Origin of the sequence: Cryomorpha ignava (assembly GCF_010686655.1) — a bacterium.
In the GTDB taxonomy this organism is placed as follows: Bacteria; Bacteroidota; Bacteroidia; order Flavobacteriales_D; family Cryomorphaceae; genus Cryomorpha; species Cryomorpha ignava.
In genome coordinates this window covers 107,643-133,758 of the sequence record NZ_JAAGVY010000004.1, presented here as the reverse complement: position 1 = coordinate 133,758, position 26,116 = coordinate 107,643, and the positions used below count along the sequence as shown (strand labels likewise).

General features: G+C 41.8%; 21 protein-coding genes. 13 read left to right on the top strand and 8 right to left on the bottom strand.

Annotated features, from left to right (window positions below):
- Positions 1-40: 40 nt before the first annotated feature.
- Both G3O08_RS04155 and G3O08_RS04150 read right to left on the bottom strand, forming a co-directional pair.
- Complete coding sequence (locus G3O08_RS04155; protein WP_163283416.1) at positions 41-649, bottom strand: DUF4331 family protein; 609 nt, start codon at positions 647-649, stop codon at positions 41-43.
- 68 nt (positions 650-717) lie between these two features.
- Entirely contained in the window at positions 718-1,434 is a 717-nt protein-coding gene (locus tag G3O08_RS04150; RefSeq protein WP_163283415.1) for a DUF4331 family protein, read from the bottom strand.
- Between the two features lie 489 nt (positions 1,435-1,923).
- On the opposite strand from G3O08_RS04150, the gene G3O08_RS04145 reads away from it, so the two are divergent.
- From G3O08_RS04145 to G3O08_RS04120, 4 genes are all read left to right on the top strand, one after another.
- The gene (locus tag G3O08_RS04145; protein WP_163283414.1) at positions 1,924-2,943 is read left to right on the top strand and encodes a T9SS type A sorting domain-containing protein; all 1,020 of its coding nucleotides are present in this window, start codon (positions 1,924-1,926) and stop codon (positions 2,941-2,943) included.
- Positions 2,944-3,103: 160 nt separating this feature from the next.
- A complete protein-coding gene (locus G3O08_RS21090; RefSeq protein WP_239540934.1) occupies positions 3,104-6,484 on the top strand; it encodes a DNA polymerase III subunit alpha in 3,381 nt (1,126 codons plus the stop codon).
- Positions 6,485-6,885: 401 nt separating this feature from the next.
- Complete coding sequence (locus G3O08_RS04125; protein WP_163283412.1) at positions 6,886-7,530, top strand: transposase; 645 nt, start codon at positions 6,886-6,888, stop codon at positions 7,528-7,530.
- Positions 7,531-7,698: 168 nt separating this feature from the next.
- Complete coding sequence (locus G3O08_RS04120) at positions 7,699-9,498, top strand: hypothetical protein (RefSeq protein WP_163283411.1); 1,800 nt, start codon at positions 7,699-7,701, stop codon at positions 9,496-9,498.
- Positions 9,499-9,539: 41 nt separating this feature from the next.
- On the opposite strand, the gene G3O08_RS04115 is transcribed toward G3O08_RS04120, so the two are convergent.
- The 3 genes from G3O08_RS04115 to G3O08_RS04105 all read right to left on the bottom strand — a co-directional run bounded on the left by G3O08_RS04115 (position 9,540) and on the right by G3O08_RS04105 (position 12,078).
- Positions 9,540-9,839 carry a hypothetical protein gene (locus G3O08_RS04115; protein ID WP_163283410.1) on the bottom strand — a complete coding sequence of 100 codons (300 nt, stop codon included), beginning with the start codon at positions 9,837-9,839 and terminating at the stop codon, positions 9,540-9,542.
- A 367-nt stretch (positions 9,840-10,206) separates the two neighbouring features.
- The gene (locus tag G3O08_RS04110; RefSeq protein ID WP_163283409.1) at positions 10,207-10,446 is read right to left on the bottom strand and encodes a DUF7218 family protein; all 240 of its coding nucleotides are present in this window, start codon (positions 10,444-10,446) and stop codon (positions 10,207-10,209) included.
- 90 nt (positions 10,447-10,536) lie between these two features.
- The gene (locus G3O08_RS04105) at positions 10,537-12,078 is read right to left on the bottom strand and encodes an FMN-binding glutamate synthase family protein (protein ID WP_163283408.1); all 1,542 of its coding nucleotides are present in this window, start codon (positions 12,076-12,078) and stop codon (positions 10,537-10,539) included.
- 198 nt (positions 12,079-12,276) lie between these two features.
- Between G3O08_RS04105 and G3O08_RS04100 the strand changes: the two genes are divergently transcribed.
- The 4 genes from G3O08_RS04100 (at position 12,277) to G3O08_RS04085 (ending at position 16,958) form a co-directional block, all read left to right on the top strand.
- A complete protein-coding gene (locus tag G3O08_RS04100) occupies positions 12,277-14,406 on the top strand; it encodes a TonB-dependent receptor (RefSeq protein WP_163283407.1) in 2,130 nt (709 codons plus the stop codon).
- A 27-nt stretch (positions 14,407-14,433) separates the two neighbouring features.
- Positions 14,434-15,069: a hypothetical protein gene (locus G3O08_RS04095; RefSeq protein ID WP_163283406.1), complete on the top strand. Its 636-nt coding sequence runs from the start codon at positions 14,434-14,436 to the stop codon at positions 15,067-15,069.
- An 84-nt stretch (positions 15,070-15,153) separates the two neighbouring features.
- Positions 15,154-16,200 carry a sensor histidine kinase gene (locus G3O08_RS04090; protein WP_163283405.1) on the top strand — a complete coding sequence of 349 codons (1,047 nt, stop codon included), beginning with the start codon at positions 15,154-15,156 and terminating at the stop codon, positions 16,198-16,200.
- Positions 16,197-16,958 (top strand): LytR/AlgR family response regulator transcription factor, encoded by a 762-nt coding sequence (locus tag G3O08_RS04085; RefSeq protein ID WP_163283404.1) that lies wholly within the window; start codon positions 16,197-16,199, stop codon positions 16,956-16,958. Before G3O08_RS04090 ends, G3O08_RS04085 begins: the two co-directional genes overlap by 4 nt.
- 81 nt (positions 16,959-17,039) lie before the next feature.
- On the opposite strand, the gene G3O08_RS04080 is transcribed toward G3O08_RS04085, so the two are convergent.
- Positions 17,040-18,281 carry a pyridoxal phosphate-dependent decarboxylase family protein gene (locus G3O08_RS04080; protein ID WP_163283403.1) on the bottom strand — a complete coding sequence of 414 codons (1,242 nt, stop codon included), beginning with the start codon at positions 18,279-18,281 and terminating at the stop codon, positions 17,040-17,042.
- Positions 18,282-18,421: 140 nt separating this feature from the next.
- Here G3O08_RS04080 and G3O08_RS04075 point away from each other — a divergent pair, with 140 nt between their 5' ends.
- Both G3O08_RS04075 and G3O08_RS04070 read left to right on the top strand, forming a co-directional pair.
- A complete protein-coding gene (locus G3O08_RS04075) occupies positions 18,422-19,537 on the top strand; it encodes a DEAD/DEAH box helicase (RefSeq protein WP_239540932.1) in 1,116 nt (371 codons plus the stop codon).
- Between the two features lie 62 nt (positions 19,538-19,599).
- On the top strand, positions 19,600-20,844 hold the full coding sequence (locus G3O08_RS04070) for a DEAD/DEAH box helicase (protein ID WP_163283402.1): 1,245 nt from the start codon (positions 19,600-19,602) through the stop codon (positions 20,842-20,844).
- 188 nt (positions 20,845-21,032) lie between these two features.
- Here the strand turns inward: G3O08_RS04070 and G3O08_RS04065 are convergent, their stop codons facing one another.
- Together G3O08_RS04065 and G3O08_RS04060 are read right to left on the bottom strand one after the other, a co-directional pair.
- A complete protein-coding gene (locus G3O08_RS04065; protein ID WP_163283401.1) occupies positions 21,033-21,407 on the bottom strand; it encodes a DUF3276 family protein in 375 nt (124 codons plus the stop codon).
- A 112-nt stretch (positions 21,408-21,519) separates the two neighbouring features.
- Complete coding sequence (locus tag G3O08_RS04060; RefSeq protein ID WP_163283400.1) at positions 21,520-23,400, bottom strand: ABC transporter ATP-binding protein; 1,881 nt, start codon at positions 23,398-23,400, stop codon at positions 21,520-21,522.
- Between the two features lie 55 nt (positions 23,401-23,455).
- On the opposite strand from G3O08_RS04060, the gene G3O08_RS04055 reads away from it, so the two are divergent.
- The 3 genes from G3O08_RS04055 to G3O08_RS04045 are packed head-to-tail and all read left to right on the top strand — an operon-like array spanning position 23,456 to position 26,085.
- A complete protein-coding gene (locus G3O08_RS04055; RefSeq protein WP_317164026.1) occupies positions 23,456-24,631 on the top strand; it encodes a Glu/Leu/Phe/Val dehydrogenase dimerization domain-containing protein in 1,176 nt (391 codons plus the stop codon).
- A gap of 58 nt (positions 24,632-24,689) precedes the next feature.
- Positions 24,690-25,619, top strand: a complete 930-nt coding sequence (locus tag G3O08_RS04050; RefSeq protein WP_163283399.1) for a transcription antitermination protein NusB — start codon at positions 24,690-24,692, stop codon at positions 25,617-25,619.
- Positions 25,603-26,085: a DUF1573 domain-containing protein gene (locus tag G3O08_RS04045; protein ID WP_163283398.1), complete on the top strand. Its 483-nt coding sequence runs from the start codon at positions 25,603-25,605 to the stop codon at positions 26,083-26,085. Before G3O08_RS04050 ends, G3O08_RS04045 begins: the two co-directional genes overlap by 17 nt.
- Positions 26,086-26,116 lie beyond the last annotated feature (31 nt).

Genomic DNA, 26,116 nt, shown 5'->3' with positions numbered 1-26,116 from the left:
GGGACGCTGAAAGCGCCCCTTTTCATTTGAATTAATTCAATTATGAATTCGGTGCATTCAAATAAGGAAATCCTTGACTGTATGTGCGGCTTCCCGAATCAACACCATCGCTGGTAAGTTGAGGAGTTCCACCAGTTCCATCAAATCTTGCTCCATCGTTACCACCAAACATCAAAGTAAGTGATACGTCAATTACATCATCTGATAGTTTTCTTCCTGTAAGAGCCAGTCCAGTAGTTGGATTGAAGTAAATTGTTTCTCCTTCAGGTGCTACTTGTAGTGCATCAAATTGAGCAAGAACAGTAGTAAATGTTGGAGCATCAAGACCAAGAATATTTGCTTCGTAGTCAAGCTCAACACCAAGGGCCGTTCCATATACATCGTGGTATGCTTCAAGCGTACTTTCAAATATTGGCTGAAATGATTCACGTGCGGAAACCACACTGGTATTGAAATTGTTTTTTACCATATCGGTTCCACCAAATACGGTGGTAATACCAGGGCGACCCATTATGTCTTCCTGTACATAAGTGCCTGTGAAAGTTGGCTCTGTTGGTGGCATAACATCATCTGTATCATCGTCGCTATCACAAGCTACGAAAGTAAGAGAGGCAAATAAAGCCACAAATATGAATTTTATATTTTTCATTATTATTCTATTTTATTTAAGATATTTTTGATTCGGATATTCATCGTATGATTAATATCCGCGATTTTTTATTTTCTCTTTGTCGAAACCCAAACATTGTAAGCATTTGGCAATCCATCTATTCCAACCAATCCTGCTACGTGAGCAGGTGCTTCACCTAGCATTGAGTTTGGTACTTCTACCGCAATGGCGAGTACATTCAAATCTTCGAAAAAGTCGCTTGCCTCACCTGCAGGTAAAAAACCATTGGGAGCAGCAGCACCGGAAGCTATCTGATTAAATCGGTTAAAATCAAAAAAGAAGGGATCACGACGTGGACCGGCATAAAAAGTCATTCCGTCACCATTTCCTACAATGGCATTTGCGCCTGAAGAAATCTCTACGTTATTTCTGGTTGCAGAAGTTAGAATGGTACTGTTAAGACCTGTTTCAGCCGGAGCTGCTGGGCCAAAGAAGTACATCTGATTTCCGCGACGAATAGCCTGAATGACCAGGTCTTCTTTAAAATCGCCGTCGTTATCGATATTAAACTCCACCAATACATCTTCGTCAAATTTTGCATCGGTTGTTTGAGAACCGGGCATTAATGGTCCCTGAAGCGTTGCAATAAAAACGGTGTTGTCAGGATTGTCGCCTTCAAATGCATAAAGGTCGGCAATATCTGATGTAGAACTCGCAACATTTGGCGCGTCGACGTGGTCTGCAGCGATAATCGCTGCACCTACACCTGCCACTAAAAGGCCTCCGGCGAGAAGGGTAAATAATTTGGTTTTTTTCTTAATCATGTTTTACTGTTTTTCTATATTTGATTTGAGTTACGTCCATTTTGGACAAATAGATTCCGTTGAACCTAATTTTATTTAAAATGTAGTCGTTGTTTAAAGTGGGATTTTTAATGGATTATTAAAATTCTTAACATGAACACGATAAATTTTGGTTTGTTTAGAATTGTTTTTTCCAGTTCATTTATTTTTCTGCAGCGGACTTCTTTCTGCAGCAACTTTTCATCTCTCGTTCTCTTTTTTGAAGCGCTAATGTATGGTATGAGGTATAGGTAAAAAGCGAACAGCAATGTTCTTTTTGATTGAAGCGCTGGAATTCAAAGCCAGACTTGAGTTAAAAACGGAGGTAATTGCAGTGTTTCAATTCCAATCAAGTTAATTTGTGCTGGTCAGTTATTTGAACCGTTATGTAGCGAGTATTTGCTACGCCCTGGTCTTGGCTGTAAGAAAATGGTAGTCTATTTTTGCACAATAACCTTTAATCTCAATCTTATGAAGTCTTTGTATGCACTATTGCTTTTAATGGCAATACCCTTTATGGCTTTCAGCCAATCTGTAATTTCTAATGTTGTTCCAAATTTCGGCGATCAATTTGTATTAAATCAAGCTGATTTTGCGCCTTCTCCCGGCCAAGCGGGAGCTAATATAACTTGGGATTTCTCCAATCAAATCATTGACGATTTTACGGGAAATTACACGGTTATGCTCCCGAGTGAAGTCGAAGGATCAGAAGATTTTCCAGGTGCTTCAATGGTATGGGTTGTTGATTTTGATGGTATTGTTTTAGGTTCATATACGGGTTTTGAAAACAATACATTTACTGAGTACGGCACCAAGTCAGAGTTTTCCGGTTTTTCTTCAGGAGTAAATTATTCCGATCCAATTGATCATTTTACTTATCCGCTCTCATATCAAAATACGGGCAGCGATACCTATAGTGGTTCTGTTTTTGGAATCGGAAGTAGTAATTCTATTTCGGGAACGCAATCATATGTGGTAGATGGCTGGGGCACCATCATTACACCTTATGGAAACTTCGAAAATGTTTTGCGTATAACTCATACATCTATCGAAACACTTCAATCTACGCTCACGATACTTACAAACCGCACTCAAACCAGCTGGTATTCGCCAGATTATCCAATTCCGGTAATGATTATTGCGAGTGACTTTAGCTCTGCCATGGGAATGCCTTTGGATTCTTCGCAGACTATGACTGCAATGGTGAGTTATACCCCGGCATCAACTACGGGTTTGGCTGATCGCGCTAATCAAAATGCATTAACTATCTATCCAAACCCTGCGGCAGATCAAATTACTATAAAAGTTGATGGTCTTCCTCAAAATTCTTTCTTAAAGATTTATGCAGCTAATGGAAAACTTTCGAAAGAGGTAAATATGAATGGAAATGAGAAAATTGATGTTTCTATGCTGCCTCCCGGTATCTACATCGCTATAATGCTGGCAGATGGAAAGAAATATGCTCAAAAACCGTTTTCTGTAGTTCGTTAATTGAGTTTGCGGGTCGCATTCACTGCTGAGATTTTCAAAAATGGGTATTGAATTTTTTTTGATTTGACTGTCAGGTAGGTTAGAAGTATTAGCGAATATTAAGCTAATATTATTGTCAACACGGTGTAATGATAATTATATTTGCATAGCAATTTCAGCTATGCTCAATTATCATTCATACTACTCTTTTCGCTACGGCACCTGCTCTCCGGCAGATGTGCTTGATAGGGCTGTAGCCAATGATTTCGATGTGGTGGCGCTTACCGACATTAACAGCACGGCAGGCTCGCTCAACTTTGTGCGTATGGCTTGCAAAAAAGGTATAAAACCCGTTTTGGGAATTGATTTCAGGAATGGAGCAAAACAATGTTTCCTGGCTTTGGCCAAAAACAACAAAGGTTGGGAAGAGATCAACATCTATCTCTCACACTTTCTCCACTCCGGCGAACCCATCCCCGAAAGGGCACCCCACTTTAAGCATGTGGTTGTGATTTATCCATTTGTCTCGGCTCCCATCTCGACTCCGCTCGATGACCGGCTCGAAGACCGGCTAGATGACCAGCTCGATAACCGGATAAATAACAGCCAACTCGATAATCAAAATGACGATCGATATCAAGATGGCACAACATTCTCGCGACTTGCGACTCGAGACTCGCGACTAAAAGGCTCGCGACTAAAAGATTCGTCGACTCGTCCAAAAACCAAGAACCAAAAACCAAAAACCCTCTTACAACACGAATACCTCTCCGTCGCTCCCCGCGATCTAATCCGTTTCTCCCGCTCGCCATGGGCTAAGCATATCGACAAAGTGGTAATGGGACACCAATTTTCGTTTGCCAATAAGCGCGAGTTTAATGCCCACCGCTTGTTGCGCGCTATTGCTAACAACTGCCTGCTCTCAAAACTTCCCAAAACCGAAGAAGGTCACCCCGATGATGTATGGATGCACCGAAATGAAGTGATGGCGCTCTACGGCGAATTTCCGCAGATTATTGCCAATACAACCCGCATTTTGCAAGAGTGTCGCATTAATTTTGAATTTGGCGATGCCTATCCGCATAAAAACTTGCGTTTGTATACCGATTCGCTAGCCGAAGATGAATCTATGTTGCGCCGGCTATGCATGGAAAATTTGGATTACCGCTATCCCAATGCCGATGACGTAGTAATGAAACGGCTCAATATGGAGCTGGAAGTGATTTCGCAAAAGCAGTTTGTATCCTATTTTTTAATTAACTGGGATATTACCGGCTACGCGCGAAGTATGGGCTATTTCTACGTAGGGCGGGGGAGTGGCGCCAATAGTTTGGTGGCCTACGTGCTGCGCATTACAGATGTAGATCCCATTGAGCTCGATTTATATTTTGAGCGGTTTATCAATCTCTACCGTAAGAATCCGCCTGATTTTGATCTCGATTTTTCGTGGCGCGACCGACCCGATGTTACGCGCTATATTTTTGAGCGGTTTCCGCATTGCGCCATTCTCGCTACGTATAATACCTTTCAGTATCGGGCGGTGGTGCGCGAGCTGGGAAAAGTTTTTGGTTTGCCAAAAGATGAGATTGATGTGCTGACAACCGGGAAGTTTGATGTGTCAAAGCTTGATGGACACGCCTTGCTGGTACTGCGTTACAGCCAGCTTATCCAAGGATTTCCCAGCCATTTGAGTCTGCACGCCGGTGGTATTCTGATTGCTGATGCGCCGGTGCATAAATTCTCGCCCACCTGGATGCCACCCAAGGGATTTCCTACTGTGCAGTTTGATATGGTTGTAGCCGAAGATATTGGCCTTTACAAATTTGATATTCTGGGTCAGCGCGGACTCGGAAAGATAAAAGATTCAGTAGCTATTATTGCTGAAAACCAACCCGATGCGGCAGATTTTGATATTCACGATCTGAAGCGGTTTAAGCAGGATGAGAAAATTCGAGAGCTGCTGCGAAATGGCGATGCCATAGGTTGTTTCTATGTAGAAAGTCCCGCCATGCGCATGCTTATGAAGAAGCTGCGCGTTGATAATTATCTGGGTTTGGTGGCCGCCAGCTCGGTTATTCGTCCGGGAGTTTCTAAATCGGGTATGATGCGCGAGTTTATCCTGCGTTACCGCAATCCCGAAAAGCGAAAAGAAGCCCATCCCACCATGCTCGAAATTATGCCCGAAACCTTCGGCGTAATGGTCTATCAGGAAGATGTGATAAAAGTGGCGCACTTTTTTGCCGGCCTTACCTTGGGCGAAGCCGATGTACTCCGGCGAGGGATGAGCGGCAAGTTTCGCTCACGCGAAGAGTTTGCCAAGGCCAAGGGCAAGTTTTTCAGCAATTGCAAAAAGAAGGGTTATACCGACGAGCTTACCGCTGAAATTTGGCGTCAGGTAGAGAGCTTTGCGGGTTACGCTTTCGCGAAAGGGCACTCAGCAAGCTACGCCGTAGAGAGCTATCAAAGTTTGTTTCTGAAGGCACATTTTCCGCTGGAGTATATGGTGGCCACAATCAATAACGGTGGTGGATTTTACAGCCGCGAGTTTTACCTGCACGAAGCCCGTATGAAAGGTGCCACTATTGTACCGCCCTGCATCAACAGCGCCCGAAATGAATGCATCATTTCCGGAAAGGAAATCATGTTGGGATTTGGATTTTTGCAAGGATTGGAAGACGAAACCGTGTATCGGATAATGCGTGCACGTGCCGACAATTGCGATGACGTGGGTGACGGCAACAACCGTCACGTGGCCATTGACGCGGGCGCCGCCGCCGTACAGACGCAATGCTTTGCGTCTCCGCAATGCTTTGCGTCTCCGCAATGCTTTGCGTCTCTGTCTCATCCAAAATCCAAACCCTTCATCGATTTAGACGATTTTTTAGACCGCGTTCCCATCGGAGTAGAACAGATAGACATCTTAATCCGCATTGACGCCTTTCGGTTTACCGGGCGCAATAAACGAGAACTGCTTTGGGAAGCCCGATATAAAATTGAACCATCAAGCCAAAATCTGGAGCAGTTCAATCTGTTTTGTGAGCCACGCCGCAATTGTAAGCTGCCCAAATTGCGAAGCACCCAATTAGAAGATGCCTTTGATCAGACTGAATTGCTGGGGTTTCCGCTGTGCGACCCGTTCGATCTTGTTGACAACGTAGATTTTAACGCATCTGGAAATGTCGCATCCCCGGCGACTGTATCCCCGTCGATTGTATCCCCGTCGATTTATCGCGGGGATACTGTTGCCACATCCACGCGCGCTAGCCATTTGCCTTCCCTGATTGGTCGCCGTGTAACCATTTACGGCTACATGGTTACCGCCCGCGACGTAAAAACGTCGCGCGGCGACCGAATGGCTTTTGGTAATTTTGTAGATCTGGACGGACATTTTATTGATTCAGTTCATTTTCCGCCCGTTTTGCGGCAGTTTCCCTTTCGTGGCCGTGGGGTTTACAAGATTTCGGGTACGGTTTGCGAAGAGTTTGATTGCATCAGCATTGAAGCGGATGGGTTGGAAAAGGTTGCGTTGGTGCCGGATGCGCGGTATGCGGAGAACCCGTAGCCCCGTCGATTTATCGCGGGGCAACAACGTGTTATCGATAAGCCGGAGCATTCAGGAAAATTCCGAGTGAAATCAAGGAAATGAAAGTAGGGAGAGTCTGGTTGAGAAATAAAATCAGTAACTTGGAGGCTAAAAGGCTTGTGGGTAAGATAATAATAGTAGCCCCGCGGTGAATGATTGCCCCGCGATGAATGATTGCCCCGCGATGAATGATTGCCCCGCGGTGAATGATTGCCCCGCGGTGAATGATTGCCCCGCGATGAATGATTGCCCCGCGATGAATGATTGCCCCGCGATGAATGATTGCCCCGCGGTGAATGATTGCCCCGCGATGAATGATTGCCCCGCGATGAATCGCGGGGATACAAACACGTCGAAACACATGCACACAGACAGGTAGAATGACGAAGTTAAGAAGATACCAAAATCGATACCGTGGGTTAACAACACGAGCTTCGTGGTGGGATTACGGAGGGGATGGAATCTACCATGTCGAAATCAATTTAAAAGACAAGGCAAGGTGGTTTGGTGAAATTGAGAATGGCGTGGTTAAGCTTTCTGAAGCAGGTAAGATAGCTCAACAGGAATGGCTAAGAATTCCAATTAAATACCCTTATGTGTCGCTGGATGAATTTGTTATAATGCCAGACCACATGCATGGGATTGTTGTGGTTAAGATGGAAAGTGGGAAGAATCCGACTGGCAGTTCCGCAGGCTTCGAGAAACCAGAGAATCCGATCAATCTCGAAAGTCCCGACAGCCCGGACAGCCCGGACAGCCGCGATCGACGGAATTCGAGCGCAAAGGAAGCTAAAGACAGAAAAAAAGGCGGCGCAACGGGAACGAAGAACCCAATGCTATACGATAATTTGGGACGGTGTATCAGATGGTACAAAGCACTGTGTACCATTCAAATTCGAAAAGCACTTCCAGTATTCCAATGGCATCCGAAATTTTGGGATAACATTATTTTATCAGAAAAGGAACTCGAAACTGTGAGGCAATATATCCGAGATAATCCGAAAAAATGGAAGCATAAAAAATAAAGGTGAACTTATAAAATTCCGCCGCAGATCGCGAAATATAGGTACAGCAGCCAACAGCGAATAGTTTAAGGGTCGAGCCGCCCCGTGATGAATCGCGGGGAAACAATCGCTGGGGAACGCGGAATTTCCATACCTTCGAAATCCTAAAAACCCGGTGATAAACCGATAATGAAAAATGTTTTTTTACAATTCGGTCTGGTTAATTCCACAATAACTGCAATTGGCATTTTCTTTTTGATCATTATCGTATCGGTAATCTGGAAACCGGATGATTCTCAAAATATAATTCGAACGATTGATGGCGATGGAAAAGGATACTATATGTATCTGCCTTCCATCTTTATAAGTGGAGATTTTGGTGATGAGCCTGCTGACTACCGCTACTTGCTCGAAACCCCCAATGGAGTGATAAATCGCTACAATGCCGGAACTCCGATTCTAATAGCGCCTTTTTTTGCCGCAGCATGTACCTATTATGAGATAAGCGGTTTGACATATAGTGGCTACGAATCAGGTTTTCAAAAGATGGCAAACTTCGCCGCTCTATTTTATTTCCTGCTCGGCCTTTACGCTTTTAGCCTGGTATTGCGGAGCATTCATTTTAGAAGTCAAACGATTGCTATTGTAGTTGCACTTTTGGCAGTGGGAAGTAATTTGCTGTTTTATACCGTAAATGCTCCGGCCTTCTCGCATGTCTATTCGTTTTTCTCCATTTCCTTTCTCTTGCTTTTTGCAAAGCGTTTTATAGCCTCACATAAGACCAAACACTTTATTCTGGCTTCCATTTTTCTGGGGCTCACCTTGCTCATCAGACCGTTTAATGGTCTCATCATTTTTGCTTTTCCTTTTTTGGCGAGTAATTGGTCAGAATTTGCGAAAGCTATTAAAGCGTTGATAAAGCGCCCTTTTCGTCTGTTTCTATGCGTCGTGCTAGTTGTTGGTATTTTCGGCATACAGCAGATCTTATGGTTTGTACAAACCGGCCATTTCGTTCTATATGGCTACAGCAATGAGGGCTTTTATTTTGATAAACCACAGATAATGAATGTTTTATTCAGCTTTCGAAAAGGCCTTTTTATCTATACACCGATTTTGCTTGTGACAATATTTGGATTAGCACCATTATTTAAAAAGAATCGATATCGATTTTGTAGCTATCTGGTGTTTAGTGTATTAATTGTGTATTTCATAAGCTCCTGGTGGATTTGGTACTACGGGCCATCGTTTGGCCATCGGGTTTTTATCGATTTCTATCCGCTGCTTTTTATTCCTCTCGCATTTTTGATTCAATCGCTTCAAAATCGCTTTTCCAAATATGGCTTTATGCTTATTGCAACTGCTTGTGTACTACTGAATTTGCTACAGTCTTATCAGTTTAAAGCGGGAATTCTCTCTCAGAGCGATATGAATTGGTCAAAGTACCGATATGTTTTTGGTACAACAGATGCGCAATACGAGAATGTGCTGGGAGGAGCGTCAGATATGAAGCCTTATCACCGGAAGGAAACAATTATCTTAAAAGCCTTGACGGATTTCGAAAACAAAGAATCTCTCTTTAGGTTTTCAAAATCAATTTACGATAGCTTAAGCAACTCAATAGTAGCTGATTATCGGGAGTATGAGTTTAACGTGCTTGCAGAAATTCCGATTGACTCGTCGTACGTTAATGGTCGCGATGCATTCCTGAAATTAGAACTCCACCTACTCGAATTGCAGCCGATGCCGCTCAACGAGCAAGCCTTGATAGTTTTCGATTTACGCGATTCTATTGGTAATCCGTATTATTATATTGCAACTCCGCTAAAAGATGTTCCTCTCTTTAAGTCCAATAATTGGCAGCAATTTGTCTATTCGCTCGTATTGCCCATCCGGAAAAAAACAGATAAGCTTTCGGTATATATCTGGAACAAACCCAAAAAAGCATTTTATTTGGATAATATTTCGATGGAGGTCTCTGTTTTCGAGTAGAAAAGCTACTTTAAACCAATGTCAATGTAATTGGTGAAGGCCTAATCTTCGTGATTTGTTTTATGAAAATTATCCATTTCATGAGCACGTTTTTTATCGCCTGCCCAATGGTAAAGTTCAGAAACTTTTTTACGAGCCTTTTCAAATATGCCCGATTTATCGCGTTTAATTGCCCACAATAATAGCTTTTTGATTGGTTTAAAATAGGGGGTAAGTAGGAGTGCGGTTATAAACAACAAAAACCAACCAAACGGAAGAAATGGTAAAAACAAACAAACTAGCCCCAAAAGAAATGTGCCAGTCGCTATTAAAGGAATTGTATAGGTTCGTTTCATTTTCACTTTTCAAATCTGGAATGTCTAAAGATGTATACAATAGGAATGGCGTCTAGCTTTTGTATATATCTATTTGAAATTCGTATCATTTTAATTCTAATCACCCCTTTTTAAATACTAATGACCATTTGAAGCGGCATATAGAGATTTCTTATGTAAATTATAAGTGTCTTATAGTGTGATTTTAAGGTGTGTTATTTAATTAAAATATTTAAGGTTTGCAGTTTTAGAGAATGACCGCCCAATGGCATTGATTTCGACTCGATCCAGACTTACCTATCCAATCAAATTTTCAAAACATAATAAAAAAGAAACCCTGATTGGAGTAATATTCCAATGAGAGTTTCTTTAAAAAAAATGAGCATCCAGCGCGTCAATTGTTTCTAAGCGCTTTAATAAGTTGCTCTTTATCCATTTTGCTTCTGCCGTCAATACCTATCTCTTTTGCTTTTTTATAAAGGTCATCTCTTGAGCGTTCTTCGTAAGGTCGTGAGTCGTGATCGGGGTGTTTTGTATTTGCGATACGCGCAGCCTTTTCTTTGTTCATTCCTTTGTCTTTCAGGGTCTCGTACTGATCTTCGTTCCTGATACTATTCATTTTCTTGCCAGGCATAATCTTTGGTTTTATGGTTATTGGTAGACAACAACCAAAGCTTTAACCTTGTTTAAGTCCTCAAATATTTAGAAAATTACTTCGGGTTTGCTACTCTGCGAGTGCAGCTTTTGCATTAACGTGTTGCAGGTAGCTGCCTGGTTTTACTTCGGGATAAAGTGTGGCGTACGACATTGTTTTATCGTTTACTTGCTTGTAAATCAGCTTTCTGTCTAATTGTTCGAGGTGGTTGCAGCCTGCCGCCATAAAGAGTTCTAGAAAATCGTGAATAGTAGCTCCCTGATAGTTTCGCACACGTTTCCACTTATCTTCCACTACCAGTCCGCGTACAAGTCTGGGATCTTGTGTGGCTACACCGGTAGGGCAGGTGTTTGTATCGCATTTTAGCGCCTGAATACAGCCTACAGCCATCATCATTGCGCGAGCTGCGGCGCAAATATCAGCGCCAATACAAAGCGCTTTAAAAACATCGAATGCGGTAATAATCTTGGTGGCTGTCAATACGCGAATATCTTTCTTTAAATCATAGCCACGCAGGGTATCTACGGCATAAATCAAACCTTGTTCCCACGGCATACCCACGTAATTGGAAAAGTCAATCGGTGCGGCACCGGTACCACCTTCTGATCCATCTATGGTGATAAAGTCGGGTTTTACTCCAGTTTCCACCATCTTTTTGCATATGTCATCAAACTCATCTTTGCTTCCTATGCAAAGTTTAAAGCCAATGGGCTTCCCATTTGATAATTCTCGAAGTTGCTGCACGAATTGCAAAAGTCCATATGCATCACTAAATGCCGAGTGACCTGGAGGCGATAGTACATCTGTATGCGGTTTCAAACCACGGATTTCCGCGATTTCTTCATTGTTTTTTGCAGCCGGCAGTACTCCGCCATGTCCGGGTTTGGCGCCTTGCGAAATTTTGATTTCAATCATTTTCACTTCCGGTCTGTTTGCGTTTTTCTCAAACCTTTCGGGGTTAAAATGCCCGTCTTCCGTGCGGCAGCCAAAGTAGCCTGTTCCGATTTCCCAAACCAGATCGCCCCCACTAAGGTGAAATGCAGAAATTCCTCCTTCGCCCGTATTGTGAAAAAAACTTCCTGCTTTAGCGCCTTTGTTTAGAGCCTCAATGGCATTTTTGCTCAATGACCCATAGCTCATTGCCGATATATTGAAAATACTCGACGAATATGGTTGGGTGCACTTTGAGCCACCTACTCTTATGCGCGGTGGTGAGCTTAAGCGAGCGGCAGGGTAAATACTGTGTTGCATCCATTTGTAATTATCTTCATTCACATTTAGCTGTGTGCCAAATGGATGGGTGTCTCTTTCGAGCTTTGCACGAGAGTAAATATATGTTCGGTGATTTCTGTCTATTGGTTTACCATCGGTATCGCTTTCAATAAAGTATTGATGAATCTCGGGGCTAATCATTTCCAGTAGATAGCGCATGTGGCCAATAACAGGGAAATTGCGTAGAATGGTATGACTTTTTTGATTGATGTCGTAAAGACCTATGGCCAGAATAACCACAAATATTCCGATAAATCCGTAGAGCGGCCACTTTAAAGTTGCAGAAATAAGGGCAAAAATGATAACAACAAAAAGCGTAAAGCGGATTGCTTCTCTCATAATCTCAATTTAATATAAAGCATTAATTCAGGGCACATAGTTAGCACTTTCTTTACATTCGTCCCAGATATAATGATTATTTCACCAACAGCCGAAACTCCTATTTTGTTGATTCAGTCATAAAATAAGTACATTCAGTAAATTTATTTTTTAAACCGCGGAGAAGCAGGGCATATTTGAATCGTCAAATCAAATTATATGCGCCTTTTAACACTGTTTTTCTTCCTTTTTGCTGCCGCCACCAACTATGCGCAAGTTACCCTTTCGGGAAATGTAAGTTCAAAACAAGGTAATCCGCTTCCCGGCGTAAATGTTTATTTAAAAGGTACTTACGATGGGGGAACTACAGGAGCCAATGGACTATTTTCATTTAAAAGCGCTCAAACAGATAGCCTGATTGTAGTTGCTACATGCATTGGTTTTGAGCCGAAAGAGCAGTTTGTTACAGATCCTTCTCAAAAAATAGTGTTTCGTTTAACTGAAAAAGTCAATGAACTTAGCGCGGTATCCATCACTGCAGGTACCATTGATGTTAGCGACAAAGCTTCATCAATGGTTATGAAACCACTTGATGTGGTTACGACAGCCGGTGCGCTGGCCGATATTACAGGTGCGCTGAATACCTTACCTGGTACTGCCACCGTAGCGAATGATGGAAGGCTATTTGTCCGAGGCGGTGATGCGTCAGAAACGGCCATTTTCTTTGATGGCCTGCGCGTTGGCAACGCATACGGCTCAACAACATCGGGGTTGCCTACCAGAAATCGATTCAATGCCGCACTTTTTAAAGGAACTTTTTTCAGCACAGGTGGCTATTCGGCCGAGTATGGTGGAGCGCTATCATCAGTGTTGGCGCTCGAAACGATTGATGAACCGGTTCGAAACCAAACAGATTTGTCGTTTATGTCAGTAGGTTTATCGGCTGCAAGTACTTTGGTAGGTGAAAAACAATCAATTTCGGCTGAACTGGCTTATACGGACTTAAATCCTTACCAGGAGCTTATTAGGCAAAATTTTGATTTTGAACTGGCTCCACGTACGCTACAGGGCCAGGCTCTTTACAGACATAAATTGGGTAATGAGGGAATGGTGAAGGGGTTTTTGCAGATGTCGGGAAGTCAACTCATTATTTGGCAACCACAGCCCGGCGAAGAAGGCAGAGGACAGCGCATTGCCATCAACAATACTTTTGGGTTTGGAAATGCTTCTTATAAGAAAATTATAGCTGAAAAGTGGATTTCTGAAGGCGGTATGTCGCTTAGCCTCAATACCGATAATCTGGAAATAGACTCTAATAAATATCAGACAGATAACCGTCTTTTTCATGTTAAGCAAAAGCTAACCCACTATTTTACAGATGCTTTAAAGCTAAAAAGTGGAGCGGAAGTAATGGTGCGCGATTATAAATCTGCCGACAAAGTTCTGGATTTATCGAATGATTTCGAAGATATCAGATCGGCTCTTTTTGCAGAAGTTGAGTGGTTTGCCTCCACGTCATTATCAATTCGCGGTGGCTTGCGGGGAAATTATGGTTCTCTTAATAATGAATTTAAACTCGAGCCACGTGTTGCAGCAGCTTTCAGACCTTACAAGCAGGGTATAATTTCTGTGGCTGCCGGAATTTTTAGCCAGAATCAGAATGAAAATATTCAGCTCCTTTCGGGAAATATTGCAGATCAAGAAGCCGGACATCTTCAACTGAGTTTTCAGCACGGATCAGATGATCGCATTTTTAGAATAGAGGGTTATCTAAAATCTTATTCCCAACTCGCGGTAAAAACCGAAAATGGCTACCGGGCACAGGGTCAGGGTTATGCCAATGGATTTGATCTGTTTTATAGAGATAGAACAACTTTCAAAAACACCGATTTTTGGGTTACTTATAGTTTCGTTGATAGTCGTCGGCAATACGAAGGCTTCCAAACTGAGGTGCAGCCATCATTCGCGCCAAAGCACAACCTATCTGTCGTTGGGAAATATTGGATAGCCGATTGGAAGTCGCTGCCCGGGGCTACATTTTCATGGAATAGCGGATACACTTACGACGATCAAAACCTAATAGGCGAAATGGAGTCGGTATCTCCTTGTTATGCCTCCCTTTCGGTAAACTGGAGCTATTTGTGGAAACAAAACCTGATAGTACATGTGGCGTGCAATAATGTGCTGGGTCGTGAGAATATTTTTGGATACACCTACGCAAATCAGCCCGATGAAAACGGAAAGTTTCAAAGTATGGCGCAAGGGCAGCCAGCAGCCAGATTCCTTTTTGTGGGTGTTTTCTGGACAATTTCAAAGCATAAAGAAGCAAATCAATTAAATAATCTATAACAATTAAAAATCAAACACTTATCAATTATGAAAAATCAATTATCAGTACTCGTATTATTCTTTTTCACACTAACCCTTTCGGCGCAAAGCCCAACTTATCAAAAAGCGATGGGGCAGGCAATGACCGCATTCGCAGAAGCGCAAACCGCCGCCGATTTTACCGCAACGGCCAATACTTTTACCAGAATAGCCGCAGCAGGCGATGGGGAGTATTTACCCGATTATTACGCCGCGCTATCGCTTATTAATCAGAGCTTTCGTGTAAAAGATAGCGCAGAGCGCGACCAGCTTGCCGATAAGGCTATGGAGCATATTGATGCAGCTGAGAGAATAAGCCCGAAAAACGTTGAGTTGGAGGTGCTGCGTGGATATGCGCTAACAGCAAAAATGGTGGTTGATCCGTCCACGCGCGGACAAAAATATAGTCCAATGATAGCCCAGCATTATGGCAAGGCTATGCAGATGGATCCCCAAAATCCGCGTGCAGCTGCAATGATGGCGCGAAACGAATTGGGAGTGGCGCAGTTTTTTGGGTCTGAGCCTACCAAAGCATGCGCGCTGGCAGGGAGGAGTCTTGAGCTATTTGAAAATGAAACTCCAGATGGTTTTGAGCCACGCTGGGGTAAAGATGTAGCGATGGAAGTGGCAGCAGCCTGCAATTGAAATAAACAAAGGGTGCGCAACGCCGCACCCTTTTTAAATTTCTTCAAGCGTTCAATCGTTTTATAAACTACATTCGTAAGTCAAATGAAACAAGTTTACAGTTATCGCAGATTCGCCAGGTTCTTGTTGACAAATGTGCTTCTTGCGCTTGTAATCTGTCTTTATTTTAGTCCTGGTTTTGAAGCGACAACTATTTGGATTAAAACCTTTTTGCTCGATTATTTTCTCTACTCTTTTCTTGTGGCGGCATTGCTCAGCGGAGGTATAAATTTGCTAATTGAATTTTCGGGTCGTCAATTCTCTTGGCTGGAAGCTCCGTTTAAACGGCTGGTTCTCGACCTCACCTTAGTAGTTACTTACTCTTTTGTGGTCAGTTTTATTCTCTCAACCATTTTTGCGCTATTTGTGTGGAAGTATCTCACTATTGACAGTATGAATTGGGGAGGATTGGTACGAAGCACCAGATTGCCCATATTGATAGCGCTGGGCTTTACTTTTTTCTTTACAAGCCGAGCTTTCTTTTTTGAGTGGAGGCAGGCGGCAATAGAATCGGAGAAAATGAAAACTGAACGGCTTGCAGGGCAATATCAAAGTTTGAAAGATCAGCTCAATCCACACTTTCTTTTCAACTCACTTAATGTGCTTAGCAATTTGGTGTATGAAGATGCCGATAAGTCCAATGCATTCATTGAAAAGCTTTCGGGAATATACAGATATGTTCTTGATGTTCAAGATGAAAGAATAGTTAGTTTAAATGATGAATTAAAGTTTGCTAAGAATTACCTGGAGCTACAGAAAATCCGCTTTGGTGATAAATTGCGGTATGAAATTGAAGTGGATACTTCGGTGAATTTATTAATTCCACCACTTTCGCTGCAGCTGCTTTTAGAGAATGCAGTAAAGCACAATACGGCTACTGCCAAAAGTCCATTGTTGATTGAGGTTGTAAAATCGGACAATAGGCTAATGGTTAGAAACAACCTTCAAAAGCGCGATTTCCCTGGTGAAGTCTCTGGAATTGGCTTAAATAATATTACTGAACGATACCGTTTCTTTACCGATGAAGAAGTTGAGATAAGCGAAAAAGACGGGTATTTTAGTGTTTCAATCCCCTTACTCAATAGCGAATGAATCTATTAATTATAGAAGACGAAGAGCAGGCTGCCAAGAAATTGCGCCGAATTCTAAAGGATTTACTTCCTAATGCCTTTATGCATGGTGCGCTTGAATCGGTGGAAGATGCGGTAGAATGGATAAAGGATAATCCAAATCCGGATTTAATATTTATGGATATCCATCTCGCTGATGGTCTTAGTTTTGAGATTTTTACAAAAATTGAAGTAAGCTCACCTGTGATTTTCACCACTGCTTACGATCAATATGCACTAAGAGCATTTAAGTTAAACAGTGTAGATTATCTCTTAAAGCCTATTGAAAAGGAAGAGCTTGAAAAGGCCTTAAAGAAGTATGAAACCCATTTCTCGAAACCAAAATGGCCTGAAGGCAGCAATCAGCGCTATATTACGACTAAAACCGACTATGAAAACAAATACAAGCAGCGTTTTATTTCAAAAATAGGCGATAAAATTGTTGCTGTTAACACTGAAGATATCGTGTTTGCTTATTCTGAAAATAGAGCCACCTATTTAAAAAATGAGGATGGCAAGAATTTTTTGGTTGATTTTAGTCTGGAGCAACTTGAGAATTTGCTCGATCCGGAAATGTTCTTTAGGCTAAACCGTCAGTACATCTCGCGTTTTGAAGGAATAGAGAAGATGGTAAGCTATTCAAACAGCCGATTGAAAATATGGTTAAAGCACTGCGATAACGCCGATATTGTTTTGAGTCGCGAAAAAACCCGCCTGTTTAAAGAATGGATTGACCGATAGCATTGCTAACAATAGTCAGAAACCTGGTTTTTAGCTCTTTAAATTAAAGAAAGACTGTAGGTAGAAGTTGCTAATAATCAGTTATACAGTCTTTTGAGACTCTTTAATTCGGGATATCAGCGGCATTAACTTCTCAATCGTCACGTGATCCATAATCACAATTTTAAACCATTTCGGGTTCCGGTGATTATCTGGTACCAAGCCAAATTCTGTAGCAATCTCTGCGCTCAGACTTCCACTTTTAATAGTGATAATATTTGATTGTGGATGACTGTAAAATTCAATCCCAAGGGCTTTGAGTTCTTTGCACATCCAGCGGGTTCGCTTTTGAAGGATATAAACCTTCTCCTGCCAGCCAAACGGACCGTTTTTCATAAGAATCATCCACACAGCAATGGCATTGGCTCCGGAGCGGCTTCCGATCATTGTGAAGTCCTCGCCCTCTACATAACTCGCAGAACTGGTATTGGCGTACTGAATATAATCTTTCCGAATCAGGAAAATTCCGGTTCCGTAGGGAGCCTGCGCCATTTTATGTGCATCTAATGTAAATGAAGTTATATGCTCATTTTCAAAAGTCAGTCGACCGGTGTTTTCTGTAAAGGGATAGTAAAATCCACCGTAAGCCCCGTCAATGTGAATTTTGTGAGGCAAGCCGGTTTTTTCGAAGGCTGATATGTAAGTGTCAATATTGTCAACCGAGCCGAACATGGTCGTCATCATATTTCCGATCACGATAAAATACTTAAATTCTTTGGCTTGAGCTTCTTTAATTGCTTCAAGAACAGTTTCCTCGCTTATTTTGCGAGTATCTGTATCAACCTTAATTTTTTGAATGCCAACGGCAAGAATATTTGCAGCCTTATCGAATGAGTAGTGGCTGTCTTCGCTACAAAGAATGGCTACTTCTTCTCTTTTTGCGCCATGCTTTTGCATAAAGTAATTTCTAAAAATCCAAACCGCTTGCATATTGCTCTCGGTACCTCCAGAAGCTATATATCCATCCTGCTGGTTGGGCTCACCTTTTAAAATATCCACGGCGCACATTTCAATGACCTCACGCTCAATAACATGTGTGCCCGCAAAGAAATGTTCTGATTTGCCAAGTGTGTGACAGCCAATATGGTTTGGGTTATGAACAAGCGTTGACATAAAAGGCGAATTCTTTAAGAAAGAGGCATCCTGATTAAATACTTTATCGTCGAGATAGGAGGCCGGCAAACCAAGAATGGTCTCTTTTACATAATCTACATTATTATCAAGTGCCCCAAAGATTTTCTTCTTGATTTCTTCCTGGGTCATTTTTTGCCAAAGCGTGCTCATTGTTTCTTACTCTTATCGTTTCAATATTCGCCGAAAGGCCAACCTGAAATTTTTTGCAAAAGTACGTCAATTGAACGGATCAAAGATTTTTTAGCTGTCTTGCTTTAAAAAAGCTACTTTTGTACGCTAAATTGCATGTATTGACAGATTTTATTACCCTCGGTGTAAACCCTCAATTGGCGAAAGGGCTTACCGAAATGAAAATTACTTCGCCAACCCCCATTCAAGAGCAAGTAATTCCATTGTTATTAGGTGGTGAAACTGATCTTGTTGGTCAAGCGCAAACAGGTACCGGAAAAACCGCTGCCTATGGTTTGCCGCTATTGCAAAATATAGATCCTTCTAAAAGTAAAGTGCAGGCTCTCGTGCTGTGTCCTACGCGCGAATTAAGCCAGCAGGTTGCAAAGCAATTTTTTAAATTTACGAAATATACCGATAAGATTTTTACGGAGTCCGTGTATGGAGGAGCAAAGATTGATCTGCAAATAGAAGCCTTAAAGAGGCCAACGCATATAATCGTGGCCACTCCGGGAAGGTTAATTGATTTAGTAAACCGGAATGCAGTAGATCTATCTTATGTGCGCACTGTTGTGCTTGATGAGGCAGACGAAATGCTTAGCATGGGTTTTAAGAAGGAGCTTGACCAAATTCTTGATTTTTCGAAAAACGCAAAGAATAAATGGCTTTTTTCGGCTACAATGCCAGATGGTATAAAGCAAATTGTAAATCAACACTTATCAGCCGACGCACATAAAATAGAAGTGAGCTCGGGCGATGTGGTGAATAAAAATATTGAGCATCAGTTTTTGATTTGCGACGAATTTGAAAAACTACCAATCCTCATTCAGTTCTTAAAAGCCCAGAAAGGAGATCGTGGTGTGGTTTTTTGCAAAACCAAAGCAGCCGTAAGCAAATTAGAAAAGCAATTAATAGCACGAAATATTCCGGCCGGCGCTATTCAGGGCGATTTATTGCAAAAAGAGCGCGACAAGGTAATGCGTGCCTTTAAGAATGAATCTCTGCAAATACTCGTTGCTACTGATCTCGCTGCCCGCGGAATAGATGTAGAAGGCTTGTCTTACGTAGTGCATTTTCAGCTTCCCGAAAGCCCAGAATATTACACCCACCGAAGCGGAAGGACAGCCAGAGCGGGTAAAAAAGGAATCTCACTTGCCATTGTTACTTCGCCCGAGGTAAAACAACTCAGATACTTTGAAAAAAAGCTGAATATCGGGTTTAACCAAATACGAAGCTAAACCAGCCTTGTAAATTTCATTTGGCATTTTTGCCAAATATCAACTATTACTCAAATAAAAATATGACATTTAAATCATTAGGATTAACAGATAATTTAATAAAAGCCGTCTCTGATATCGGCTATACCGAACCATCACCAATTCAGGTTAAGGCTATACCACTGGTACTGGAGCGCAAAGATATTTTGGCTTCGGCCCAAACAGGAACTGGAAAAACGGCCGGCTTTGCGCTACCGATGATCCAAATTCTGGAACGCGGACAAACGATGCGCAACCGGCCAATTCGCGCACTCATTCTTACACCTACACGCGAGCTTGCTGCTCAGGTGCAAGATGATATTGTGAACTATAGCAAGCAAAGCGACATCCGGTCAACCGTGATTTTCGGAGGAGTGAATCAAAACCCGCAAGCAAACAGGCTGCGCGCCGGAATTGATATCCTTGTGGCCACACCCGGTAGGTTGTTAGATCTTCAAAATCAAGGTCTTTTGAGTCTTGCGAAAGTAGAAATACTTGTTCTTGACGAGGCTGACAGAATGCTCGATATGGGGTTTTTGCGCGATATTCAGCGCATTCTGAAACTGCTGCCTGAACGACGTCAAAATCTGCTTTTTTCTGCAACTTTTTCAAAGGACATTAAAAAACTGGCCAATACTTTTTTGCATCACCCCGTATTAGTAGAAGCCACCCCCGAAAATACAACGGTAGAGATAATCAACCAAAAAGTTTATCGGATTGATAAAGCCAAGAAAACAGATTTCACCATTGAACTGATTAAAGATGGTAACTGGCAGCAAGTATTGATATTTACGCGTACCAAGCACGGCGCAAACCGGCTTAGCGAGAAGTTAGACAAAGCCGACATCTCTTCCGCAGCTATTCATGGAAATAAAAGCCAAAACGCCCGCACCAAGGCGCTGGCTGGTTTTAAAGCAGGAGAAATTCGCGTATTGGTAGCTACCGATATTGCAGCACGAGGTCTTGACATTCCACTTTTACCGCATGTTATCAACTACGAAATGCCCAATGTGCCCGAAGATTATGTGCACCGCATAGGTCGTACAGGCAGAGCGGGAGCAGGTGGCGATGCCATATCGCTGGTAAATTTTGATGAGGTAGAATTTTTGCGAAGTATCGAAAAACTAATCGGTGAGCGTATGCCTGCCGAGATTGTGGAAGGATATGAGCCGGGGCCAAATCAGGAACCTACAAAAGGAGCATCGCAAAACAGGGGTCGAAGCGCGCGCCCTCAAGGCAATAAACCTCAAGGCCAGAATAAAAACCGCGGAAAAAGTAAAAGATATTGAGATAATCGAAATGCTTGATAGTAAATAGCTCGACTCCAGATACTGTTTCTTCAAAATTTTTAAAATAGATATGCCATCTTGCACCTTTAAAGTGCAAGGGAAGGATTTTAATCTGGCTTATAATTGGCAGCATGAAGTGCAATTGTCTCACGATCGCACTGCATTTTATGGAGGAGGAAGTGGAGCGCTTATTCGCGCTCTAAATCGTCAAAATCAACATTCGTGAATTCTTCAGATTCTACCATCTCATCGTCATTGTAGTTATCACTTTGATTTGCAGGATCGATGTATTCATTATCGGCTTCTTGCAATGCTCTTATTTTTTCTAAAGCCTCTTCAAATCCATCAGCAAATTTGTCGAAATCTTCCTTGTACAAAAACAGTTTATGCTTTTCATAAGATTGTTTTCCATCTTCGCTAAACTGGCGTTTGCTCTCGGTAATAGTTAGGTAGAGGTCTTTGCCACGGGTAGATTTAACATCAAAAAAGTAGGTTCTCTTACCTGCTCTTACCGCTTTTGAATACACATCGTCTCTGCCTGAATTTTCATTTTCTGTTGACATCCCTTAATCTTTAAATTATAGTTTTTGTTAAATAGAACTACGGCAAATATACAATTACTTGTAAATAACGGCTGAAAAGGCGTGAAAAACAGAAAATTAGTTCTGGTTTTACCTAATCCTGCTCTACTTTTCGCTCTTCGCTAAGCTGTTTTAGATGAAGCTCGGCATAGGTTCCTTTTTTGGAAAGAAGCTCATCGTGTGTACCTGATTCTATGATTGCACCTTCATCTAAAACCAAAATTTTATCGGCCATTTTAACCGTAGAAACCCTGTGACTTATTAGCACAGTCGTTTTATTGACCATGATTTTCTTGAGATTGCTTAGGATAATTTCTTCTGTTTCAGTGTCAACTGCCGACAAGCAATCGTCGAAAATCAAAATTTGTGGCTTACCGGCTATTGCCCGCGCAATGCTTACCCTTTGCTTTTGTCCGCCCGAGAGATTTATTCCTCTCTCACCGAGCATCGTTTCAAATTTCTTCGGAAACTCTTCAATATTGTGTTTCACATAAGCGTTTTCGGCCGCCATCTCTACCATCTGCCTCACGTTTTCGTCGCTGCTAAGTCCAAATGCAATATTATTTGCAATGGTATCGCTGAAAAGAAAAACATCTTGTGGTACATAGCCAATGTTGCTGCGGAGGCTGTTGAGGTTTATTTTCTCAATTGGCTCGTTGTCAATAAGCAACCTACCCGATGTAACATCAAAATTTCTACAAATTAAATTGGCGATGGTGCTTTTTCCAGATCCTGTTCTTCCAATAATAGCAAGCGTTTCGCCGCTATTTATTTCAAAGCTCACATTTCGCAAAGCCTTAATTCCGCTATCGGGATACACAAAACTTACATCTTCAAAAGCGATTTTTCCTTTAATTTCATCAGCTGCCTCTTTCGGGTTTCTAATTTCGGGCTCAATATGCAAAAATTCATTAATCCGCTTTTGCGATGCCGCAGCGCGCTGCACAAGCGATGTAACCCAGCCCACAGAAGCGAAAGGCCAGGTAAGCATGTTTACATAAATTACAAATTCGGCAATATTCCCAATGGTAATTTCTCCATTTATCGCCTTAAGGCCACCCACGTAAATGGTAATGATGGTACTCATACCAATAAGCAATATGATGGCAGGCATAAACAGTGCATCTACTTTAACAAGCCGAAGAGAATCTACCTTATATGTATTGCATTCTTTGGCAAAGTTTTCCTGGGTTGACTTTTGGCGGTTAAATGCCTTTAAAACACGGATACCCGAAAAAGCCTCTTGCACCAAGGTGCTTAAATGCGATTGCTGACGCTGTACTTTTTCACTTCGCTTATTTATTAAAGTACTTACGTAATAAATAGAAACCGATAAAACGGGTAGTGGAAGAAGTACGTATAAGGTAAGCTCAACATTTACGCTAAGCATAGCCCATATGGCCAAAACACTAAGCACGACCAGGTTGAGCGTGTACATTATAGCCGGCCCTAGATACATGCGCACCTGGCTTACATCTTCACTTATCCGGTTCATTAAATCTCCGGTTTTGTTGCGGCGATAAAATGCAAGGTTCAAGCGTTGGTATTGATCAAAAATTTCATTTTTGAGGTCAAACTCTATCAATCGCGACATGATAATAATAGTCTGACGGGTAAAAAATAAAAAAATACCTTTAAATAAGGAGGCTACAAGATATAAAATGGCCAATAAAATAGAGAGGCTGGTAATGGCTTTTGTAAGGCCGGAAACAGAGTTAATATCAGTAAATCGTGTTGTGCTAATATTGAATAAATCGAATATAAACGATACGCTATATGGAAGCTTTAGCGCAAAATCAGACACATTGCCAGTATTATACGTATCCAGCGATTCGGTAATCAGATCAAAAGCCTCACGAATCATTCGGGGCGCATAAATAGCAAACAGGTTTGAGGCGATAATGAATACCGTACCCAAAATAATTTGCCATTTATAATGCCAAAGATATTTATTGAGATGAGCGAGTGCTCTCATTTAAGATAATTTGCTTTTATACCACCCCTCGTGGTCATTAAAAAAATGTACTTTTGTGCAGAATTTACCAGAAGAGATTGCAAATCTACATTTAATTATTTCTTTATCTAACATCATTTTTAAGCCAATGTTTGAAACTAATGAAGTTAAAAATGCTACTCAGGTAGCTGGTCCGCTTGAGCAAATGGCAACTATGGATCACGAGCAGGTTTTGTTTTGTAACGATCCCGACACTGGCTTGAAAGCTATTATTGCTGTTCACAATACGGTTTTAGGCCCCAGCTTGGGTGGAACCCGTATGTGGGCGTATAAAAATGAAGCCGAGGCTTTGAAAGATGTTTTGCGCCTTTCTCGTGGTATGACTTTTAAATCGGCCATTTCTGGTTTGAATCTGGGTGGGGGTAAAGCTGTAATAATTGGCGACCCGCATAAAGATAAGAGTGAGGCATTGATGCGCCGTTTTGGCCAGTTTGTTGAGAGCCTTAACGGCAAATATATTACCGCCGAAGATGTGGGAATAACTACACGCGATATAGAATACGTAGCCGAAGAAACCGAATATGTTTCCGGTTTGCCCGAAAGCAGAGGTGGAGGTGGAGATCCATCGCCGGTTACTGCTTACGGTGTTTACATGGGAATGAAGGCTGCCGCAAAATTTGCTTTTGGTAGCGATAGCCTAGAAGGCAAGCAAATAATGGTGCAGGGTGTAGGAAATGTTGGCTATAACCTTATTAAATTGCTTTACGAAGAGCGTGCCATCATTGCGGTGAGTGATATTTACGAAGCCAGATTAAAAGCGGTATCTGAAGAGTTTAATGTTGAGGTAGTGAATCCCGATAGCGTTTATGATCAGAATATGGACATTTATGCTCCTTGCGCACTTGGTGCAACGCTAAACGATGACTCACTATCCAGATTAAAATGCAATGTTATAGCCGGAGCGGCAAATAATCAGTTAGAAGATGAAAATCGACACGCAGCCATGATTATGGATAGAGGAATAGTTTATGCACCTGACTTTTTGATTAATGCAGGAGGTATCATAAACTGCTACTCTGAAGTAATTGGCTATAATCGCGAAGACGCCTATCGAAAAACAGAACATATTTACGAAGTTACCAGAGCAGTGCTCGAAGAATCGCGTAGCAACAACGAACCGGCCAATGCTGTGGCAATAAAAATGGCGCAGGCACGTATTAACGCCATGCAAACAGTTAGAGCCAAACGATAAGCTTTTATAATTTTAACCTAATCCCGATCCCCCCACTGGCATGTTGAATCGCCGTCATTTGAGAATTAAAATTTTGCAGGCAATCTACGCCTACGAGCAGTCTAAAGACAATAATATTTCTCGAGCTGAAAAAGAACTCTTTCACAGCATTCAGAAAATGTACGATATGTATCTTTTTCTTATGCTTATTATGATGGAAGTACGAGGCGTAGCGGAAGCTAAAATAGAAGAAGGCAAGAAAAAAAGACTTGCCACAGAAGAGGATATTAACCCAAACATGCGCTTTGTAGACAATAAATTGCTCAAGCAATTAGATGAAAACAAAGCTTTGCAGACTGTGGCCGAAAAGTCCAAAGTAAATTGGATGGGCGAAGGAGAGCTGATCCGTAGAATCTATCGCGCGCTGATAGAAACCGAAGAGTACAAAGAGTATATGGCTGCCGAAGAAAATGATTACGAGGCAGATAAAGAGATAATAATTCGCTTGTTTAAGCGCCACCTTATAAACCACGAATCACTTCAATATTTCTTTGAAGAAAAAAGTATTTTTTGGATAGACGACTTAGACATTGTTGCCTCTATGGCGATTAAAACGTTTAAATCGTTTACAAAGGAGTCTGACGAGTTTACTCCCTTATTGCCGCTGTGGAAAGAACCCGAAGATGAAAAGGCATTTGTGAAAGCACTTTTTAGAAAAACACTGGTTCAGAACGATGAGCACATGGCCTTAATAAAGGCGGCTACAGACAATTGGGAAATAGAACGTATTGCTTTAATGGACGTTATTTTAATGAAAATGGCACTCAGCGAAGCACGTGAGTTTAAGCAGATACCCATGAAGGTAACGCTTAATGAGTACATCGAAATTTCGAAATACTACAGTACGCCTAAGAGCAATACCTTTATAAACGGTATTCTCGACAAGCTCTTTTCAGAAATGACCGAAGAAGGAACAATAAAAAAAATAGGACGTGGGCTTATCAACTAAAAAGTACATTTTCTTATTTCTCTTTGCCACTTTTGTTTTAGTTGCTTGTGATACAAAAACGACCGACCGATCTATTGGCACCGACGTTATAGACAATCCAGCGACGCTTAATGGAAAGAAAACAAAGATGCCGAAAATCGAGTTTGAGGAAACCGAATATAACTCCGGAAAAATTACACAGGGCGAGGTGTTAAACTATATTTACAAATTTGAGAATACCGGTGATGCTCCTCTGGTGATAAGCGCTGTAACAGGTTCTTGTGGTTGCACCATTCCGCGTAGCTATCCTACAGGTAAGATTATGCCGGGAGAAGGTGGCGAAATTGATGTAGAGTTTAATAGCGACAATAAGTGGGGCGAGCAGACGATTACAATTTCGGTGGCAACCAATGCCATGCCGGCAGCAACGATGCTGTATATCAAATCAAATATTGTCGTTCCCGACAATATGAAAATGAATAATTAATCAATTAAACTAAACAAATAAATATATAACT